General features: G+C 45.2%; 17 protein-coding genes. 12 read left to right on the forward strand and 5 right to left on the reverse strand.

Going from position 1 to position 15,459, the window contains the following annotated elements:
- Positions 1-117 precede the first annotated feature (117 nt).
- From P8X24_RS00835 to P8X24_RS00880, 10 genes are all read left to right on the forward strand, one after another.
- Positions 118-573, forward strand: coding sequence for a PadR family transcriptional regulator (locus tag P8X24_RS00835; protein WP_068323898.1), 456 nt, complete (start codon positions 118-120; stop codon positions 571-573).
- Positions 574-1,560: an ATP-binding cassette domain-containing protein gene (locus P8X24_RS00840; protein ID WP_372913639.1), complete on the forward strand. Its 987-nt coding sequence runs from the start codon at positions 574-576 to the stop codon at positions 1,558-1,560.
- Positions 1,561-1,565: 5 nt separating this feature from the next.
- Positions 1,566-2,330, forward strand: coding sequence for an ABC transporter permease (locus P8X24_RS00845; protein WP_372913640.1), 765 nt, complete (start codon positions 1,566-1,568; stop codon positions 2,328-2,330).
- Between the two features lie 55 nt (positions 2,331-2,385).
- Positions 2,386-3,717, forward strand: a complete 1,332-nt coding sequence (locus P8X24_RS00850) for an ATP-binding protein (RefSeq protein WP_372913641.1) — start codon at positions 2,386-2,388, stop codon at positions 3,715-3,717.
- 95 nt (positions 3,718-3,812) lie between these two features.
- Positions 3,813-4,412: an IS607 family transposase gene (locus P8X24_RS00855; RefSeq protein WP_372913642.1), complete on the forward strand. Its 600-nt coding sequence runs from the start codon at positions 3,813-3,815 to the stop codon at positions 4,410-4,412.
- Entirely contained in the window at positions 4,390-5,604 is a 1,215-nt protein-coding gene (locus tag P8X24_RS00860; RefSeq protein WP_372913643.1) for an RNA-guided endonuclease InsQ/TnpB family protein, read from the forward strand. The genes P8X24_RS00855 and P8X24_RS00860 overlap by 23 nt, the downstream gene beginning before the upstream one ends.
- A 52-nt stretch (positions 5,605-5,656) precedes the next feature.
- Positions 5,657-6,013 (forward strand): Mth938-like domain-containing protein, encoded by a 357-nt coding sequence (locus P8X24_RS00865; RefSeq protein WP_372913644.1) that lies wholly within the window; start codon positions 5,657-5,659, stop codon positions 6,011-6,013.
- 43 nt (positions 6,014-6,056) lie between these two features.
- The gene (locus P8X24_RS00870) at positions 6,057-7,955 is read left to right on the forward strand and encodes a GNAT family N-acetyltransferase (protein WP_372913645.1); all 1,899 of its coding nucleotides are present in this window, start codon (positions 6,057-6,059) and stop codon (positions 7,953-7,955) included.
- An 82-nt stretch (positions 7,956-8,037) separates the two neighbouring features.
- Positions 8,038-9,315, forward strand: a complete 1,278-nt coding sequence (gene thiC / locus P8X24_RS00875) for a phosphomethylpyrimidine synthase ThiC (RefSeq protein WP_372913646.1) — start codon at positions 8,038-8,040, stop codon at positions 9,313-9,315.
- A 30-nt stretch (positions 9,316-9,345) separates the two neighbouring features.
- On the forward strand, positions 9,346-9,657 hold the full coding sequence (locus tag P8X24_RS00880) for a hypothetical protein (RefSeq protein WP_372913647.1): 312 nt from the start codon (positions 9,346-9,348) through the stop codon (positions 9,655-9,657).
- 84 nt (positions 9,658-9,741) lie between these two features.
- On the opposite strand, the gene P8X24_RS00885 is transcribed toward P8X24_RS00880, so the two are convergent.
- A complete protein-coding gene (locus tag P8X24_RS00885; RefSeq protein ID WP_372913648.1) occupies positions 9,742-10,347 on the reverse strand; it encodes a DUF998 domain-containing protein in 606 nt (201 codons plus the stop codon).
- Between the two features lie 75 nt (positions 10,348-10,422).
- Complete coding sequence (locus tag P8X24_RS00890; RefSeq protein WP_372913649.1) at positions 10,423-11,874, reverse strand: sodium/proline symporter; 1,452 nt, start codon at positions 11,872-11,874, stop codon at positions 10,423-10,425.
- Between the two features lie 406 nt (positions 11,875-12,280).
- Here P8X24_RS00890 and P8X24_RS00895 point away from each other — a divergent pair, with 406 nt between their 5' ends.
- Positions 12,281-13,498 carry an FprA family A-type flavoprotein gene (locus P8X24_RS00895; RefSeq protein ID WP_372913650.1) on the forward strand — a complete coding sequence of 406 codons (1,218 nt, stop codon included), beginning with the start codon at positions 12,281-12,283 and terminating at the stop codon, positions 13,496-13,498.
- 4 nt (positions 13,499-13,502) lie between these two features.
- Here P8X24_RS00895 and P8X24_RS00900 read toward each other — a convergent pair whose 3' ends face one another.
- From P8X24_RS00900 to P8X24_RS00910, 3 genes are read right to left on the reverse strand one after another with little or no spacing between them, the layout of a single operon-like run.
- The gene (locus P8X24_RS00900; RefSeq protein ID WP_372913651.1) at positions 13,503-13,712 is read right to left on the reverse strand and encodes a hypothetical protein; all 210 of its coding nucleotides are present in this window, start codon (positions 13,710-13,712) and stop codon (positions 13,503-13,505) included.
- Positions 13,713-13,752: 40 nt separating this feature from the next.
- A complete protein-coding gene (locus tag P8X24_RS00905; RefSeq protein WP_372913652.1) occupies positions 13,753-14,097 on the reverse strand; it encodes an ATPase domain-containing protein in 345 nt (114 codons plus the stop codon).
- Positions 14,063-14,377, reverse strand: a complete 315-nt coding sequence (locus P8X24_RS00910) for an ATPase domain-containing protein (protein ID WP_372914166.1) — start codon at positions 14,375-14,377, stop codon at positions 14,063-14,065. Before P8X24_RS00910 ends, P8X24_RS00905 begins: the two co-directional genes overlap by 35 nt.
- Here P8X24_RS00910 and P8X24_RS00915 point away from each other — a divergent pair.
- A complete protein-coding gene (locus P8X24_RS00915) occupies positions 14,377-15,387 on the forward strand; it encodes an RNA-guided endonuclease InsQ/TnpB family protein (protein WP_372913653.1) in 1,011 nt (336 codons plus the stop codon). The two genes, P8X24_RS00910 and P8X24_RS00915, sit on opposite strands and share 1 nt — an antisense overlap.
- Positions 15,388-15,459: the final 72 nt, after the last annotated feature.

The raw sequence follows: 15,459 nt of genomic DNA on the forward strand, positions 1-15,459 counted from the left end.
CGGATTGCCAAAAGAGCGATTTTGATTAGTAGTTTTTGTAGGCGTTTGTTTTTATGTGATAAAACTGCTGGGTTAAGTTTATAAGTGATATATCGTTAGATATGTTTGGTGATATGTTTGGAGAAACCAAAGCTGAGAGGCTACCTTAGGCTACTGATCCTCCACATGCTGAAGGAGAAACCCATGCACGGTTACGCGATAATGACCGAGCTGGAAAAGAGGTATGGGATTCCAGAACCGAGTGCTGGAGCAATTTACCCAGTTCTCTCCGAGCTTAAGAGACTAAAGCTCATCGAGATGGAGGGTAGAGGAAAGAGAGAAAAAAAGGTCTACAGGATAACCGAGGAAGGATTAAAGTTCTTAGAAGAGAACCGGGAGGAATTAAATGAAATTCTGCAAAAAATTGAAGCTTATAAGGAATTTTCGAAGCTTGGAGGGAGAGAGCTCGCGAAGACAATGAAGGAGCTTCTCGAAAAACTTCCAGAGCTAAATGAGAATCAGAAAGAAAGAATTAGAGAAGAGATTCTCGAGTTTACCAGGAGGATAAAACTCATTCTCCTGGGAGGTGATTAAATGTACGCAATAGAAGTTAAGGATCTCGTGAAAAAGTACGGGGACTTTACAGCCGTAAAAGGAATCAGCTTCAAAGTAAAGAAGGGAGAGATATTTGCATTCCTGGGGCCAAACGGAGCTGGAAAAACTACAACAGTCCACGTCCTAACGACCCTCCTGAAGCCAACATCAGGCAAGGCCATAGTTGCCGGGCACGATGTAGTTAAGGAGCCTATGGAGGTAAGGAAGAAGATAGGAATAGTTTTCCAAGATCCGAGCGTTGACAGGGAGCTAACAGCCTATGAAAACATGTACATCCATGGAAGGATCTATGGGCTGGGAGGGAGAGAGCTTAAGGAGAAGATTGAAAGGCTATTGAAGTTCGTTGAGCTGTGGAAGTTCAAGGATAGGCCTGTCAAGTACTTCTCCGGAGGGATGCAGAGAAGGCTCGAAATCGCTAGGGCCTTACTTCACGAGCCCGAGATATTATTCTTGGACGAGCCCACGATAGGCCTAGATCCCCAAACAAGGGCTCGCATTTGGGACTACATAAAAACGATGAAGGAAGAGCATGACATGACGATATTCCTAACAACCCACTACATGGATGAAGCCGAGCAATTAGCAGATAAGATAGCGATCATAGACCATGGAAAGATAATAGCGGAGGGCACGGCCGAGGAGCTAAAGAAGCTCGTTGGAAACGACATCATCTACCTCAGACTCGAAAGTCCTAAAGAGGAATTAAAATGCCTAAAAGCTGATTTCATAAGAGGATGCAAGCTTCTTCCAGATGGTAGGGTTAGGATAGACGTTGAAAACGCAACTGAGGCTTTGCCAAAGCTGTTTGAGCTTGCCCAAAGGTCAGGAGTTAAGATCCTCGAGGTTACGTACCACAGGCCGACCCTAAACGATGTCTTCCTGCACTTAACTGGAAGGGAGATCAGGGACGAGGGTGGAGAGCAGAATGTTGCTAGAGGGATTATGAGGGGCAGAATGAGGAGGTGAATAAGATGAGGGTTCTCGCTACAATGATCTATAGGGAGCTTAAGAGGTTCATACGCTCAAGGGCGAGGGTTATTGGCTCCCTGTTAAATCCGCTTATATGGCTCATATTCTTCGGAAAGGGATGGGCTGGTGCATTCAACTTCCCTGGGGCAAGAATGATCTTTGGAGGAGTCGACTACATGACTTACCTCGTCCCAGGAATAGTGGCAATGACGGTTTTCAACATGGGCTTCATGCAGGGGATAACAGTCATATGGGACAGACAGTTCGGATTCCTCAAGGAGTTGCTTGTAGCTCCAGCATCAAGGGTTGAGGCAATAATTGGGAGGAGCATTGGAGGAGCATTAACGGCCCTTATCCAAGGGACTATAATATTAATCCTGAGCTTCACGATAGCCGACCTAAAAGTTTCAGGGGTTCCGCCTACACTTGCATTGGCATTCCTCGTAGGAGTAGCAGTTTCCGGCCTTGGAATGGCGATAGCAATGAAAATGACGTCCATGGAGGGCTTCCAGATAATAGTGACCATGCTCATGCTCCCAATGACGTTCCTTAGCGGGGCTTTCTATCCCATAAGCACGATGCCAGAATGGATGCAGTACTTAGCGAAGATTAATCCACTAACGTACGCTGTTGATGGTGCGAGGTATTACCTAGCGGGAATCCAGCCAACGTTTTCGCTGACAACTGACTGGCTAGTCCTGGGACTGCTAGCGGTAGTGTTCGTTGGAATAGCTGCCCTAGAGTTCAGAAAGGCAACCATCGACTGATTGATGTAGCAAGATTATTATACTTTCCTTACATCATTTTTCTTTAGGTGGTTCAATGTTCGTGAATAGAAAGAGGGAGCTCGAATTTCTCGAGAGGAAATGGAGGGAAAGTAAGGCTCAACTAATAATCATCTATGGGAGGAGAAGAGTTGGAAAAACCATGCTTCTTAAGGAATTCCTGAAAGGGAAAAAGGGGGTGTACTTCCTAGCGACTGCCGATTCACTTCTCGAGAACACTAGGAGGCTCTCGGAGAAGTTCGTCGAGCTGACCGGAAGGGAATACTTCAAGGACGTTAATGACATCGGAAAGTTGCTCCAGTATCTTGCCGAAGAGATCAGGGAAGAAAGGATCTGCGTGATCATCGACGAATTCCAGTACCTAATGTCCCTAAACCCAGGAATCCTAAGCGTTCTTCAAAGAGCCTGGGATGAGCACCTTAAAGACACCAACGTGTTTCTAGTCTTATGCGGCTCATCGATTGGTATGATGGAGAAAACTATGGAGTACAAAAGTCCGCTGTACGGGAGGAGAACCGGACAATGGAAGGTTGAGCCCTTCGACATCAGGGGAATAGCGGAGATGTTTCCCGATGAGAGTATGGAAAACCTAGTAAAGATATATGCAGTTTTCGGGGGGATTCCTTATTACCTTGACCTAATAAGGGGACTAGAACCCGAAGAGGCAATACGGGAAAAAGTCCTCCAGAAGGGAGAAGTTCTCTATGAGGAGCCGGAATTCCTTCTCAGGGAAGAACTTAGAGAGCCCAGGGTGTACAAGTTGATACTAAAGGGGTTATCATTAGGATACGAGTCCCTGGGAGAGCTGATGAACTACACGGGACTAGACAGGGGAAACATCTCGAAGTACATTGAAACCCTTGAACGACTTGATTTAGTTGGCTACGAGCTCCCCTACGGGAAGAGAAAGAGAGGGAGATACTATATTAAGGACAACTTCTTCAACTTCTGGTTCCGCTTCGTATATCCAAACCTCAACGACCTTGAAATAGGCTTGATCGATGAGGTGTGGGCTAAGATAGAACGCGATCTCAACCAATACTATGGCCAAATGTTCGAGAGGCTCGTCAGGGAAATGTTTAAGTTGAAAATAATGGACTTCGGTCAGAGAAGCGTTTCTAGGTGGTGGCATAGGGACAAGGAGATAGATGCCGTGTTGGAGCTTAAGGATGGACTAATGTTCGTCGAGGTTAAGTGGAAAAAATTAAAGAGGGGAGAAGCAGAGAGTATCCTTGAAGAGCTTAAGAGGAAAGCAGAGGCATTCAACGCCAAGGAAAAAAGATTCCTGCTCATAGCAAAGGAAATTAAGGGTAAAACTTCCGAGATGCTTGATTTGAGGGATTTGGAAGAGATTATAAGAGGGCGATGATTGAGATTGGCTGTTTCAAACTGTTTTTGTTTTTGTAGTAGTTTGTAGAAAATAGTGGAAAAATATATAAAGGTGTTGTGGAGAAGTGGGTCTGTATGGAGCGGCATTATACTCTGAAGGAGGCTTCGAGAATTCTTGGAGTCACAGTAAAGACACTCCAGAACTGGGATAAGCAGGGAAAGATTAGGGTTATTAGAACTCCCGGGGGCAGGAGGAGGATACCAGAAAGTGAAATAAAGAGAATTCTCGGAATTCAGGAGGAAAGAAAAATAATCGGTTATGCAAGGGTGTCGAGCAGAACTCAAAAAGATGATTTGGAAAGGCAAGTTCAGGCAATTCAACAGTATGCGAGAGAAAGAGGCTGGAGTGTGGAAATCCTCAAAGACATTGGCTCGGGACTGAACGAGAAAAGAAAGAACTACCAAAAACTCCTCAAAATGGTTGCAAATAGAGAAGTGTCAAAAGTCATCATAACATATCCAGACAGATTGACAAGGTTCGGCTTTGAAACGCTAAAAACACTCTTCCAAGCCTTTGGAACGGAAATAGTTGTAATCAACGGAGAAAAAGAACCAAAGGAAGAACTAATTGAAGACTTGATAACAATAATCTCACACTTTGCCGGAAAACTTTATGGAGTGCGTTCTCACAAGTATAGAGAGGTCGTGAAGAATGCGAAGGAGCTCTTCGAGTGAGACTGTAATCAAGGCATATTCAATACCAATCCACCCTGATGAATTTCTCCTAAAGTTTATTGAGGACTATCACGAACTCGCGAAAACTGTCTTAGAGGAGATTCTTAATGCTGAAAGGTTCACTAAGGTGGAGAGGAAGCAGCTTCGCGATAAGCTCCTCGAAGAGTGGGAGTATGCAAGCCACTACATTGACTCGGCAATAAACCAAATGCTCGGCCTCGTGGACTCTTACAGGAAGAAGCTTAGGAGGGGTGAGAGGGCCAGTGAGCCCAGGCTGAGGAAGAAGTATGTTTACGTGAAGAGTACTCTCATCACGCTGAAGGGTTCCATCCTAACCGTGAGGATCATTGCTGGAAAGTACTACTTGAGGATAAACCTTGAGGATTACCCTTACATAAGGCCGCTCTTGGAGGAGGTTTTGGAGGGCAAGGCAAAACTCGCAGGCCTGTTCCTCTTCCCGGATAGGATTGTCCTGAACTTCAAGAAGAGTGTGGAGTACTTTGAGCCAGTTGATTGGATGAGCATTGACGTGAACCTCACGAACGTTACCGTTCTTGCCGGGCTGACAGTTTACACTTTTGACACTCGCGAGTTATACCATATTCACCGTGCTTACGAGCTGAAGAGGCGGAGGATTCAGAGAATCTCAAAGTGGAATAAAAAGTTAAGTGAGGAACTCTTGAAGAAGTATTCCCGCAGGGAGAGGAATAGGGTTAGAGACTTCTTGCACAAGCTGGCTAACAAGATTGTTTGGATTTCTTATAGGAATAGAATGGGGATTATCCTTGAGGATTTGAGGGGGATAAAAGAGGGGTTGAAGGGTTCAAAGGAGTTCAATAGGAAGATTTCCAAGTGGAATGCTCGTGAGTTGCAGAGGCTGATTGAGTATAAGGCGAAGTGGCTTGGTGTTCCCGTCGTTTACGTGAACCCCAGGAATAGTTCTAGGGTTTGCCCCGCATGCGGGGGTTGGTTAATACCCCAAGAGGGGCGTTTAATGAAGTGTTTGAAGTGTGGCCTCGTTGAGGATAGGGACTTTATTGCTGTCCTAAACCTTCGGATGTGGGGCGTCAGGGGTTCCCCCGAAAGGGTTGGAGGCTTCAAGTCGATGAAGACCAATCCCTACGGGGTTATGGCAGTAGAAAAACAAAGAATCGGACTAAAATTCCACAAAATCACACCAAAACCCCCGTAGGGAGAACCCCTTTGGGGTATTTGATGCCCGGGACCGGTGGAGGCTGAGCCCGATGAAAGTTGGGGAGGTAAAGTTTGGGAGCGTTGAGATAAACGGAATAAAGTACAACCACGACATAGTTATCTATCCTAGTGGCAGAATAGAGAGGAGGAAAAAGGAGATAAGCAAGAAAAAGCACGGAACAAGTCACAAATTTGACCCGGAGGAGCTTAAGGAATACCTAAGAGAGGACTTCGATATTCTGATAGTAGGTACCGGAATATACGGAATGCTTTCCCTGCTCCCCGAGGCAAGAGAGCTCGTAAAGAGGAAAGAGATAATAGAAAGACCAACTCCAGAAGCTCTGAAGTTGGTTGAGGAGCTCTGGGGCAAGAAGAGGGTTTTAGCTATTATCCACGTCACCTGTTAGAAATCGTTATTAACTTTCCTTCAACTATATTTTCGGTGGTTTCATGCTCATCAGGGGCAAGGTTAGGGAAAGCAAGATACCGAAGTTCAAGCATCGCTGGTTCGGCGTTCTCGAAGTTGATACCAAAGATGGAGTGTACAGGCTGTACATGAGTGGGATAGCTCAGTGGTTCATAGAGGGAGATGAAGTTGAGATAAAGCTACTAAAGGAGCCAAAGGAGAAGGACGGGATAAAAATTCTCGAATTCAACGATTACGAGCTGTACAAATTCTACAACGGAGAGAAGATAAAGGTCTGGCCCCTCTGGGAGAGGACGTACAGGGCAAAGCGCTACTCCCCTTTGACGGGCGAGCTACTGTACGAGTATGAGATAAGGGCGAGGGAGGCAACTTACGAAACTGACTTTGAGGCGATAGCGGAGCTTGAGCAGTACCACTACGCGAGCCAAAAGGAAAAAGTTGCCCTATGGAGGTGCGAGAAGTGCGGAACGATAATCGAGGCAAACACGAAGCCAGCATGCCCCAAGTGTAAAACCGATAAACACGTTCACATACTAGAGATTAAGGGCTCAACCCCAGCCTCAAGGTTCCTCCTCCTCGAGCTCGTTAAGAGGGAGGAATATGAACCCAGGATTCTAGCGTACGTTAGAGTAGATCCACCAATACCCCTAATGCACAGAAGGCTACCCAATGGGGAGATAGAGAAGAATATAAGGGAGAAGGTGTTTCCTGAGGACTGGCTGAAGCCAAGCTTCTGGCCGGAGAAGATAATGCACGAACTGTTCATGGAGCTAAGGAAGAAGTATCCAAAGAAGATAGCCAGATCCCTATTATGGGAGAAGGCCAAAGAGAGGGCATTAAGGGAGAGCAACACGGCAGGAGCGAGGATTGCGAGGGTTGTTGTCCACCCCGACTACCGTTCAGATGGCATTGGACAGCTAAGCGTTAAAGCTGCACTAGAATGGGTCGCAGAAAGGAGAATACCCGAGATGAGGAAGAAGAAGCACTTCGTCGAAACCATAGCACAGATGGCCCGCTATAACCCATTCTTCGAAAAGGTTGGCTTTAGGTTCGTGTGGGAAACCGCGAGCGGAAGGCCAGTTCTAATCTACCCGCTAACCCAGGAAGCCAAGGAGTACCTAGAGAGGTACTTCAAGGAGGATCCCTATGCCCCCAAGGAGCCCCTCTGGAAGCCAAGCTACGGAAAAGTGGAACCGCTAAACGGCCCAATAGTGTTCAAGAACGTGAGCAAGGTCTTCGAGAGCGAACTCGACATAAAGGGTCTTCCTGAAGAAATCCAAGAGTTGCTGAAGGCCTTCGGAGTGAGGCACAGGGTAATTCAGAGGCCAGTTTTGAGGAACCTAAACTTCGAGATAAAGCCTGGGGAGGTCATAGCGGTCGTTGGGGCAAGCGGTGCCGGTAAGACAACCCTATTAAGGCTAATCCTGGGGGCCGTTAAGGGTTATTGGGAGGAGAAGTACAGACCAACTACGGGAAAGATCGAAGTTCCAGACAACGTCAAGGTTGCAGTTATGATTCCAGGGGAGTTCGAGCCCGAATTTGGCTCTGAAAGCATTCTAGAACATGTTTACAGGAAGATCAAGGATTTAAATGCCGCCGTAGAAGTGCTAAACAGGGCAGGATTGAGCGATGCAGTTCTTTACAGGGCAAAGTTTTCCGAACTATCAACGGGCCAGAAGGAAAGGGCAAAAATAGCTTCTCTTCTCGCGGAGAAGCCTAACTTAATACTTATCGATGAGTTCGCCGCTCATCTAGATACCCTAACCGCGATGAGGGTGGCAAGGAAGGTTGCAGAAATCGTTAGGGAAGCTGGAATCACAGCGGTGATAATTACCCACAGGCCAGAAGTGGTTAAGGCGCTAGATCCCGATAGGGTATTGTTCGTTGGGTATGGAACCGCAATTATGAGGAAATCTCTCTGACTTCTTTTTCCTCTTTCCGAGCAAAGATTTTTAATGTCCATTGAATTACCTAGTTCTTGAAAATAAAAACTTGGTGATAAAAATGACACAGATTGAGCAGGCGAAGAGGGGTATAATCACGGATGAGATGATGCAAATCGCTCAAAAGGAAGGTATAAACCCGGAAAAATTGAGGAAGCTTGTAGCTAGGGGACATACCGTGATATTCAGGAACAAAGTTCACGATTGGGTAAAGCCCGTGGCAGTTGGCCAAGGTGTTAGGGTAAAGATAAATGCAAACATAGGAACATCAAGGGACATTGTGAACGTTGAAGAGGAGATAAAGAAAGCCCAAATCGCCGTCAAATACGGAGCCGACACAATAATGGATCTCTCGACGGGTGGAGATCTGGATGAAATAAGGAGGAAGATAATGAAGGCCGTAAACGTTCCAGTTGGGACAGTTCCAATATATCAGGCAGCCGAGGAAATGCTGGCTAAGGGGAAGGCCATAATAGAGATGAGTGAAGAGGACATGTGGAAGGCCGTAGAGAAGCACTTTAAGGATGGTGTTGACTTTGCAACGATCCATGTGGGTGTTACTAAAGAGGTCGTCGAGAAGATGAAGAGAGCCAAGAGAGTAGTAGGAATGGTTTCAAGGGGAGGGACGTTTCTAGCTGCATGGATACTATATTGGGATGAAGAAAATCCGTTCTACAAGAATTATGACTACCTACTGGAACTTGCTAAGGAGTACGATGTAGTCTTGAGCCTAGGGGATGGGCTTAGACCAGGAGGATTGCCAGATGCCGGAGATGAGCTACAAGTAGCGGAACTTTACACACTGGGAAGGCTCGTTAGAAGGGCGAGAGAAGCTGGAGTTCAGACAATGGTTGAAGGTCCCGGACACGTTCCAATAGATCAAATACCCGCTCAGATAAAGCTAATGAAGGTGGCTACTGATAATGCCCCAGTTTACGTCCTGGGACCTCTTGTGACGGATATATTCCCAGGATACGACCACATAGCCGGGGCAATAGGAGGGGCAATAGCCGCCCTAAATGGTGCGGACTTCCTATGCTACGTCACGCCAGCGGAGCACCTTGGCCTGCCGACGGTGGAGCACGTTAAAGAGGGTGTTATTGCAACGAAACTTGCTGCCCATGCGGTAAACCTCACGAGGTTTGAAGAGGACTACAGAAAAGACTATTTAATGAGTGTAGCAAGGGGAACCTTGAACTGGGCCAAACAATATGAGCTCGCCATGGACAAGGAGAAGTTCATCGAGATAAGGAAAGAGAGGCCAACAAAAACAGAGGCGTGCTCAATGTGCGGTGACCTGTGCGCGATAAAGCTGATCAACGATATGCTCAGGAAATAACCTCTATATCACGTGTCATGACCTACGAGCATGAAAGTTTCAACCTTCGAAGTTACTTCCCGCTATGTTTATTCATCTTTAAGGAGGAGATTAGTTCAGATTTTAGGGGAGGGATTAAAGCAAGGAACAACTGAGCTCAAGGTACTTGAAGAAAGACAATGGGGAGCACTAATTGATGTTGAGCATTTAAAGACATCGATGAGGGCTGGAGAGATAGCAGAGTGGCTTCCTCCCTTTGGGGTTCCTACGGGAATCATCCTCCGCATGGTTGTCCTTACTTCGCCGGACAGATTGATGTCACTAGGTCGGCTCAGAGCAGCTCTCTTAAGATATAAAAAGTGATAAAGGAGAGGTCCACCGAATATGAGGTCCATGGGCCCCTTGTAAAGCTAACCTTAAAAATGGTGGGGAAAGGACACATATTTTTCACTTCCTCATAGATTCAACCCCGAATTCAGAGGAGTGCGATATCTGCTTTGAGCTGTTTACATAAGCAAATACCATAAGTAGGATTATCTCGTACGCTTCTAAGAGTGCTGTCGAAGGCCAGGGAATCCCTAAGCCTACCAAGGCCAGGATAAAGAGAGTTATGGAGATCTTCTTAACGAAACTGAAACTTCCCAAACCATAAATCAGGATACCCAGAAAGAACTGAACGAAAAAGTACGTTGAAACGAAAACATGAGGCTCAGTTCCCGAATGAAATACTCCAATTAGTGCCAGAAAAATAGCGGACACGCTTATATAAGCACCACCAACCGTTTGAAGCTTGTTCCTGGCATCAACAATTAAGGATATAGTGAAGGCAAATAAGAACACCGCCGAAATTATTAGTCCGAGATTATAAATCCAAGGAGCGGTGGCCTTTGGATTTCCAAGATCACTTAAAGCGTTCTTGAAGAAAGAAAACCAGGGATTTCTTGAGATACTAATGACTACGGACAACCAATAAACTAAACCCGCCAGTATTCCGGATTTAGCACATAGGCTCCTAATAAATTGACCTGAACGTAATCTCTTCAACTCTAGCATAAGTGGACAACCTCACCAATCCAATAACATCTTCCAACCCCATAACTAGGAAAGAGATAAGAGAGGAATAAAAAGTTACTCCTTCGGCTTTAGGACGTACGTTGAAATCACTGCAACTATAAGTGTCACTATGAACGTCATTAGCCTTGCCGAAACCTTCGCTTCAAGGCCAGCACTTATCCAGAATATCGTGAAGAGTAGGCCTGCAATTATCGTGGGTGGAACTGCTCTAGCATGGAACTTCTTCCAAAACAGGGTTAGAACTACTATCACGGAGAACGTGTCTCCAATTCCCGCCCAGGTGTAGCCGACTATGGTGTATATAAGCTTCGTTGGAACGAGATAAGCCGTAGCCAAAGCTAGGAGACCGAGGGTTATCGTTGTAAGTCTCGACATTCGGAGGCTCTTCCTTTCATCAACATTGCCACCATAGACGAAGGGCTTCAGAAAGTTCTCTGAAAGCTCGGTTGCTGAAAGTATCAGGAGAGAGTCTGCAGTTGAAAGCATCGCAGCAATTGCTCCTGTGATGAAGACTGCTGCAATTGCCGGAGGGAACAGCTTAAGCATTACAGATGGCATGACATTTTCCCTGTCGGCTAATCCATTCGGCCCAAATATGGCTAAGCCAATCCAACCGATCATGAGAGCGCCGATGTAAGCCAAGATCGTCCACGCGATACCGACATTTCTTGCAAGCTTTGCGTTCTTCTCATCCTTTATTGCCATGAACCTTATGCTCAACTGAGGCATTCCCCCTAGATAGCCGAAGAACCATGAAAGTTCTGCTATGACGAAGATTAGAGCAGCAGAACCCGTCAGGCCTCCCAGAATGCTTGAATACTTCGGTCCAGCAAGTTTTAAAGCCTCAGTAACTGAGCTGGCGAAGAGGCCAGGATGAGTTGCAATGTAAATTACACCAACTATTGGGGCAACTGTAAGAGTTAGGATCATGACTATAGCCTGGACTGTATCCGTGTACGCAACGCTCTGAAGACCTCCGAGGACAGTGTAGGGGAGGATTATCATTGCAGTAATCAGCATTCCCATTTTAGGATCAATCCCAAAGAGAACATTGAGCGTCTTTCCACCACCTATGAACTGGGCACCCACGTAGAAGAAAAAGAAGAATGCTATTGTCAAGCTACCCAGTACCCTTATCCACTTTCCAGACTCCTCGTGCCTCTTGGCAATGTAGTCTATGAATGTTCTTGCGTCATATTTCTCGGCTTCTCTCCTCAATCTTCCAGCGAAAACTGCCCAAGCGACGATAATACCGGCAACACAACCTATAGCAACCCAGATTGCCGAAAGCCCTGCCGCATAAGCGAGGCCCGGAAGGCCAAGTAGGGCCCATGCTGACTCTCCAGTGGCCCTCTCTGACAAAGCGGCCACCCATCCTGGGAGCCTTCTACCGGCTATTGCGAAGTCCTTTCCGCTCTTGGCCTTCCTACCTTGGTAAACACCTAATCCTATCAAGAAGAACAGGTATAATACAAGGACGGTTAATATCTGTGCATGGACATCCATATTGCACGTCCCTCCCCATCTTTGTCAGATGTTTAATAATTGAACATTGGTATATAACGTTTTTTGAATATAAGTTCAATTGTTACGTGCAATTGTAGAATTACTAGTAAGATTTGAGTGCATTCTCCGAAAAATATTCAGTAAATATTCGTTGAATATAAACCAAACAGTTTACACTGTGTCAAATATCATCGGAAATTTTTCAAAATACTAAAATGGGTACAGCTGAAGCTAGGAGTAGAGTAAGAAAAAGAATTTTTCCTTACTAAACCACTGAGCAAAAATCTTCTGCCATATGACGTCATGGTCATCTAAAAATCAAACCTAGCAGGTTCGAAAATCATGACGATATGGTGAGCATAGAAAACTTTATATGATATGTGGCAAGTTATCTTGTGGTGATGGTATGGTTAACATTTTGGTAAGGAAGATACTTGACGAACCTGAGCTCTACCTGATAAGGGTTAACGATGACGAGATAAAGTACTTTGAAGCGACTTGGTACATCCCTGAGGGAATAACGTACAATTCTTATCTTATGAAACTTGGTAATGCAATAGTATTGTTTGACACCGTAAAAAGAGATTATACGGAGATGTTTTTGAAAGAGCTGGAGAGGCTTGTTGATCTCAGGGAGATAACTCACATAATAGTGCACCACACTGAGCCTGACCATAGTGGTGCCCTCTCCAAAGTTCTTGAGGCAAATGAATACAAGGCCAAAGTTATTGGAACGGCATTTGCAAGGAACCTTCTGGAGGGTTTCTATGGGAAAGAAGTTGTAAAGAACTTCCAAGTCGTTAGGGATGGAGAAGAGCTTAGAATAGGAACCAAAACTTTCAGATTTATAACTATCCCATGGCTTCACTGGCCCGACGCGATGATAACGTACGTTGTTGAAGATAAGCTAATATTCAGCTGCGACGCTGGAGGGGGCTATTCAATTCCGAGGGAGATAGATGACTCAAATGAAGATGTCGTAAGAGAGTATCTCCCATACGTTACCAAGTACGTTGTCACCGTGATTGGCCACTATCATAAATATATAGTCCAGAACATCGAGAAGCTAAAGAGGCTCGGAATTATAGATAATGCCAAGATGATTCTTCCTGGACACGGTTTAATTTGGAGGAAGAACCCTAGGAGAATATTTGAACACTACGAGCGTATAGGAGCAGGAATCCCAGAAAAAGGCAAGGTTCTCGTAATTTACGATTCAATGTATGGTTTCGTAGAGGAAAGAATGAAAATAGTTATAGATGAACTTAAGAAGCTTGGTAAGAAACCTATCGTTTACAGGTTCACCGATAGAGAAAACCCAGCGATAGCCGATATCCTTGGGGAAGTCCCTACTGCCGAGGCAATAGTTATCGGGGCCTCGACGTTTGAGGCAGATATTCACCCCAGGATCAGGTACACCCTGTTTGAAATACTTGATAAGGCCAACTATGAAAAACCCGTCCTTATAATTGGAGCTTTTGGCTGGGGTGGAGTTGCCGGAAGGAAGATTGAAACTTTAATTGCAAGGAGCAAGTTTGATCACGTGGCAACGATAGAGAGCAAGGGCAGACCAACCAAGGAGGATAGGGAGAAGATTAGAGAAGCCATCAATGCTCTATTTTAATCCTCTATTTTTCTGGAATGAGCACAACTGCATTCTTCGTTATCTCATATCCCCATGATTTCAAATTATATTCCATAAAAGGGCTCCTTATTATTGTGAGTATCCTTTTGATCGAAACTCCAACGACTTTGACCTCAAACTTAATTACATTAAGGGCGAAGCTATTACCTATCTCAAGTATACTCTCGGGGAACATCTTGGTGTTAAACGTCATTATGACACTATTTCCTAGAGCCCTTGATAGGACTTTCTTATCAATCTACAAGCTTTTCTATCCCACTAGTTATCCTACTCCATGTTGGCTCGAACTCCACTCTTTTAAGCTCAGGAACGTCAAAAAAATCTATTCCGTTGTCGGTTATTGCATATTCATATTCAGGTTTCCTAATTTTTCTTCTCATTTTCCTAATTTCCAACGTTCCTACTATGTTTTCTCCAATGCTTCTAGTTTTTAGAATTATAACTCCATCAACAACGAACTCTTCAACTCCGAACCCTATTTTTTCTTCGCCAATCGGTTTTTCTGCAATTAGCAAGGCAGTAGAGCCATAGGTTTTTATCAGTCTACCCAGCATTGTATGGAGGAATGTTCTTGTCATTTCCTTGCCCAAAAGGTTTGATATAACGGTAATTGAATCTAAGACTATCCGGTCTGGCTATCTCACTCATAAGCAAATCTATTTCTTTCTGAATAGTGGCAGAAGGGACAGTAACTAAGTCGATAAACTTAAACAATCCTTTCTCTTCAAGATTCTTAAAGTTCATACCAAGCATTTTCATCTGCCTGTAGAATTCGCTCTTAGTCTCGCTAAAGGACACATAAACTCTCTTCTCGCCAAATTTTATTGCCCCGTTATATAGAAAGGTCGCCGAAAATATTGTCCAACATTAGGAAGAAAAAGGACGAGGAATTGTCAAAGTGGTTGAAGCCGAGACCACCGAATTATCGGAAGAGAAAACCACTGATAGTCCTGAGGAATGATCAGTACAGGATTGAGGGTAACAAACTTATTTTAAAGGGTCTTGGAAAATTCGGTAGAATAGAAGTCCAGTTCAAGGGCAGAATACACTGGAAGGGCAAGCAGGGAAGATTAGAAATCACTTATGACCCCATAAAGCGGAGGTGGTATGCTCACATCACGTTTACAGTTGAAGAGAGGCTAACCAGAGATGGTTGGGTTAAAATCCCCAGACAATCGAAAGGAGACCTTACGGCAGGCATTGACTTGGGAGTGAACAATTTAATGGCCGTCTATGTTGAGAACGGTGAGAGCTTCCTCGTGAATGAGAGACCACTCAAGAGCATTGACTTCTACTGGCAGCACAAGATTGCTGAGTATCAGTCTAAACTCAACAAGAGTGGGGCAAGGAAGAGTAGAAAATTAAAGAGGATGTATGAGAAGGCTAAGCTTCAAGCCAAGCACTACATTAACACTGCTGTAAGGCAAACCGTGAGAAGGCTCTACGAGTTGGGAGTTTCAAAAATTATTGTTGGTTATCCTAAAGAAATTGCAAGAAAACCCGAAAAGGGTAGAAAACTAAACTTCATCCTCTCCCACGTCTGGCGGTTTAATTACCTTATCAAACGGTTGAAAGAGGTTGCGGAAGAGTATTGTATTCGCGTAATCTTGGTTGATGAGGCTTTCACCTCCCAAGTGTGCCCCCTCTGCGGGAAGCCCCATAACGGGGCAAGGTTTGTTCGTGGATTATTTAAGTGTCCCGCAGAGGGGCTTGTATTTAACGCGGACTTAGTTAGAGCCTTCAACATTTTGAGGAAGGTAAAGAGGATAACCCCGAGCCTGCCGGGTTTAACGGCAGGTAGGGGTAACCGGCCTAAGACCGGGCCGGAGGGGCTGACCAGTGAAGCCCCCCAAACCTCCCCCTGGTGAGGGGTCAATCCGCTGGAACCCTCGCCAAGGGGAGGAGGTCAGACCCTCTTAAAATGGATGTTGTAAGTAAAC

The sequence above is a fragment of the Pyrococcus kukulkanii genome (assembly GCF_041647995.1).
GTDB lineage: Archaea > Methanobacteriota_B > Thermococci > Thermococcales > Thermococcaceae > Pyrococcus.

Excerpts from the sequence above, each read along its gene's own strand:
- P8X24_RS00840 (WP_372913639.1), top strand. The coding sequence starts at position 574 with ATGTACGCAATAGAAGTTAAGGATCTCGTGAAAAAGTACGGGGACTTT.
- P8X24_RS00845 (WP_372913640.1), top strand. The coding sequence starts at position 1,566 with ATGAGGGTTCTCGCTACAATGATCTATAGGGAGCTTAAGAGGTTCATA.
- P8X24_RS00850 (WP_372913641.1), top strand. The coding sequence starts at position 2,386 with ATGTTCGTGAATAGAAAGAGGGAGCTCGAATTTCTCGAGAGGAAATGG.
- P8X24_RS00855 (WP_372913642.1), top strand. The coding sequence starts at position 3,813 with ATGGAGCGGCATTATACTCTGAAGGAGGCTTCGAGAATTCTTGGAGTC.
- P8X24_RS00860 (WP_372913643.1), top strand. The coding sequence starts at position 4,390 with ATGCGAAGGAGCTCTTCGAGTGAGACTGTAATCAAGGCATATTCAATA.
- P8X24_RS00865 (WP_372913644.1), top strand. The coding sequence starts at position 5,657 with ATGAAAGTTGGGGAGGTAAAGTTTGGGAGCGTTGAGATAAACGGAATA.
- P8X24_RS00870 (WP_372913645.1), top strand. The coding sequence starts at position 6,057 with ATGCTCATCAGGGGCAAGGTTAGGGAAAGCAAGATACCGAAGTTCAAG.
- thiC (WP_372913646.1), top strand. The coding sequence starts at position 8,038 with ATGACACAGATTGAGCAGGCGAAGAGGGGTATAATCACGGATGAGATG.
- P8X24_RS00880 (WP_372913647.1), top strand. The coding sequence starts at position 9,346 with ATGAAAGTTTCAACCTTCGAAGTTACTTCCCGCTATGTTTATTCATCT.
- P8X24_RS00885 (WP_372913648.1), bottom strand. The coding sequence starts at position 10,347 with ATGCTAGAGTTGAAGAGATTACGTTCAGGTCAATTTATTAGGAGCCTA.
- P8X24_RS00890 (WP_372913649.1), bottom strand. The coding sequence starts at position 11,874 with ATGGATGTCCATGCACAGATATTAACCGTCCTTGTATTATACCTGTTC.
- P8X24_RS00895 (WP_372913650.1), top strand. The coding sequence starts at position 12,281 with ATGGTTAACATTTTGGTAAGGAAGATACTTGACGAACCTGAGCTCTAC.
- P8X24_RS00900 (WP_372913651.1), bottom strand. The coding sequence starts at position 13,712 with ATGACGTTTAACACCAAGATGTTCCCCGAGAGTATACTTGAGATAGGT.
- P8X24_RS00905 (WP_372913652.1), bottom strand. The coding sequence starts at position 14,097 with ATGACAAGAACATTCCTCCATACAATGCTGGGTAGACTGATAAAAACC.